This is a genomic window from Actinoplanes sp. NPDC051633 (genome assembly GCF_040681735.1).
Classification (GTDB): Bacteria; Actinomycetota; Actinomycetes; order Mycobacteriales; family Micromonosporaceae; genus Actinoplanes.
Map to the genome: position 1 here is coordinate 1 of NZ_JBFAZH010000871.1, position 3,357 is coordinate 3,357.

The following is a 3,357-nucleotide window of genomic DNA, read 5'->3' on the forward strand; positions in this document are numbered from 1 at the left end:
CATAAAAAAACGCTAGCTTTGATAAGCTAACGTTACAAATTTTTTAAGAAATAATTTTGTTTTTCAAAATTCCAAATGGCCGTAATTGAATGGGCGTACGCGGTGACGCTGGTCGCGGCCCTGATCCTGGGCCAGGCGGCGTTCGGCCAGGACGGCCTGGTCTTCCCGCTGATCATCTCCACCGTCGGTGTGGTGATCGCCATCGTCGGCGTCTACATCACCCGGCTGCGGGCCTCGGACAAGAACGGCCTGACCGCGATCAACCGCGCGTTCTACATCTCCGCGGTGCTGTCCGCGGTGGTCGTGGCGATCGTCAGCTTCATCTACCTGCCGTCGACGTTCGCCGGCTTCGGCACCGACGCCGCGATCGACCCGGACGTGGTCAACAGCGGCGCCAACCCGCGCATCGTCGCCATCGGCGCGGTCGTGATCGGCATCGTGCTGGCGGCCGCGATCCAGGCACTGACCGGCTACTTCACCGAGACCCAGCGGCGTCCCGTGCAGGACATCGGCAAGTCGTCGCAGACCGGTGCGGCGACCGTCGTGCTGGCCGGCATCAGCGTCGGCCTCGAGTCGGCCGTGTACTCCGCGCTGCTGATCGGCGCCGGCGTCTACGGCGCGTTCCTGCTCGGCGGCTCGTCGCTGACCCTGTCGCTGTTCGCGGTGGCGCTGGCCGGCACCGGCCTGCTCACCACGGTCGGCGTGATCGTGGCGATGGACACCTTCGGCCCGATCTCGGACAACGCGCAGGGCATCGCCGAGATGTCCGGTGACGTGGACGAGCGCGGCGCGCAGATCCTCACCGAGCTCGACGCGGTCGGCAACACCACCAAGGCGATCACCAAGGGCATCGCGATCGCCACGGCCGTGCTGGCGGCGACCGCGCTGTTCGGCTCGTACGTGAACACGCTGCGCACGTCGCTGGCCGAGGCCGGCATCACCGCCGAGCGCATCGGCACCGAGGTGCTCAACCTGTTGAACATCGCGAACCCGCGCAACCTGGTCGGCCTGCTGATCGGCTCCGCGGTGGTGTTCCTCTTCTCCGGTCTGGCCATCAACGCCGTGTCCCGGTCCGCCGGCGCGGTCGTGATGGAGGTCCGGCGCCAGTTCCGCGAGTTCCCCGGCATCATGGACCGCACCCAGCGCCCGGAGTACGGCCGCGTGGTCGACATCTGCACCCGCGACGCTCAGCGTGAGCTGATCACCCCGGGTCTGCTGGCGATCATGGCCCCGATCGCGGTGGGCTTCGGCCTGGGCGCCGGTGCGCTGGCGGCCTACCTGGCCGGCGCGATCGGCACCGGCACGCTGATGGCGGTCTTCCTGGCCAACTCCGGTGGGGCCTGGGACAACGCCAAGAAGCTGGTCGAGGACGGCAACTACGGCGGCAAGGGCTCCGAGGCCCATGCCGCCACGGTCATCGGCGACACCGTCGGCGACCCGTTCAAGGACACCGCCGGCCCGGCCATCAACCCGCTGCTCAAGGTGATGAACCTGGTCTCGCTGCTGATCGCCCCGGCGGTCGTGGCGTGGAGCGTCGGCGACGACGCGAACACCGCGCTGCGGGTGACCGTCGCGATCGTGGCGGCGCTGATCATCGTGGCCGCGGTGCTCAACAGCAAGCGCAAGCCGATCTCGATGGGCGACGACGCTCCGGCGTCCACCCCCTCGGAGAAGATCACCGCCTGACGCACCGGACACTGAAGGGGCACCCGGGTTCTTCCCGGGTGCCCCTTCGTCGTAACGATGACCGTAAAAACCTGTCGGACCCACGCCGTACCCTTTTCGCCATGCGTGCGGCTCGACCCTTGATCGTTCTCCTCATCCTGGCTCTGTCCGCCTGTTCGCACACCACGGGGCCGAGGACATGGGCGGCGTCGGTCTGCACGGCGCTGGCGCCGTGGCGGGCCGAGATCAGCACCCTGACCGATCGTGCTCAGGAGCAGATGACCGCCAAGACCACTCCGTCGCAGGCGAAGGAGAACCTGATGCGCCTCTTCGGCGGCGCCGAGACGGCGAGCGAGCAGGCGCGGGCCGGGGTGGAGCGGGCCGGCGTGCCCGACGTCGACGAGGGCGAGCAGGTGGCGCAGAGCTTCACCGCGGCGCTGAGCGGCATGCGCGACGCGTACGGGCGGGCGCGCACCGGCATCGAGGGGTTGTCCACCAGCCCGCAGAAGGCCTTCTACGAGAAGGTCGGGGGCGTGGTGGAAAAACTCAATGCCGAATACGAGCAAAGTTCCCTCGATACCGGCAAACTGAGCTCCGTTGAGTTGAAACAAGCGTTCGACGAAGTGCCGGAGTGCCGCTGACCATGGCCGAGACCGGGTGGCCGCTGATACCGCGCGAGCTGCTGCCCGCGCCGGTGAAGGTCGCCCGGCGAAAGAGGGCCGAGACCGCGCGCCGGGAGACCGGTCGTCAACTGCCGATCTTCGGCGCCGAGTCGACCGACGCCTCACCGCTGGACCTGGTGGGTCTGTTGGCGGGTCCGGGCCGGCTCGAGCGGATGGGCGGGACGGCCAGGGTGGCCGTGTCGGTGGACGCGGCGTGGCGGGTGCACGTGCTGGCCGCCGAGCTGGTCAGCCGTGGTCTGGTGGTGAAGTGGCGGCCGCTGGACGAGGGCGGGTTCGAGGTGCGGACGGCGTACTCGAGCCGGCTCAACGGCCTCTTCCGCCCCGAGGACCAGCTGTTCTTCACCGGGGCCAGGCTCCGGCTCTGGGTGGCCGCCGCGGGCGGGCCCCTCGACGACGGGTACGAACTGGCCCTGACCCCCGTGGGCCCGGTGGACATGATCGACGCCGCCCTGCGCCGCGCGGGTCTCGACGGCAGTCTGTCGGATCACGGACGCAGCTATCTGATCACCGGCCGGCAGCGCCTCCGCAGACTGTCTGAGCTGGTCGGCGAGCGTCCGGCGTCGGCACCCGGTCAGGTCTGGCCGGGCGGCGCCCCCGCATGATCTTCACCGATTGTGTGCGGCACGACGCCACGTTCCCGGTGTACGGTGTCGCCGTCGGACGCATGCGGTGGCCGAACCGTTACCATCCGGCTTCCTGGATGCCCCGGGGAATGCCGGATGGTCCGGCGCGTTAGTTTGAAGGTCGTAAGCACAGAAGTGTGGGAGTGCCGTGCCGAGTAACACCAGGACGACCCGTCTGGTCATCGTCGAGTCTCCGTCGAAGGCCAAGACGATCGCCGGTTACCTGGGGCCCGACTATTTCGTCGAGGCCTCCTTCGGCCATGTCCGCGATCTGCCCAAGAACGCCGCCGACGTCCCCGCCAAGTACAAGGGTGAGTCGTGGGAGCAACTGAGAACGATTTCTAGGGACGATTTTAAAAAAGATGAGGAAAAGTACCAAAAAGAAA

At 67.7% G+C, this 3,357-nt stretch carries 3 protein-coding genes and 1 pseudogene; all 4 read left to right on the top strand.

Going from position 1 to position 3,357, the window contains the following annotated elements; genetic code table 11:
* Window positions 1-93 precede the first annotated feature (93 nt).
* A pseudogene (locus AB0M20_RS33620) lies at window positions 94-1,686 on the top strand (sodium/proton-translocating pyrophosphatase); the annotation flags it as partial.
* Between the two features lie 101 nt (window positions 1,687-1,787).
* The gene (locus AB0M20_RS33625; protein WP_364304366.1) at window positions 1,788-2,306 is read left to right on the top strand and encodes a hypothetical protein; all 519 of its coding nucleotides are present in this window, start codon (window positions 1,788-1,790) and stop codon (window positions 2,304-2,306) included.
* A complete protein-coding gene (locus AB0M20_RS33630; protein WP_364304367.1) occupies window positions 2,297-2,950 on the top strand; it encodes a hypothetical protein in 654 nt (217 codons plus the stop codon). The genes AB0M20_RS33625 and AB0M20_RS33630 overlap by 10 nt, the downstream gene beginning before the upstream one ends.
* Window positions 2,951-3,119: 169 nt before the next feature.
* A partial coding sequence (locus AB0M20_RS33635; RefSeq protein ID WP_364304368.1) for a toprim domain-containing protein occupies window positions 3,120-3,357 on the top strand: 238 nt, incomplete at its 3' end.

Bases quoted from the DNA above. Each gene is read 5' to 3' on its own strand.
- AB0M20_RS33625 (WP_364304366.1), top strand. From the start codon at position 1,788: ATGCGTGCGGCTCGACCCTTGATCGTTCTCCTCATCCTGGCTCTGTCC.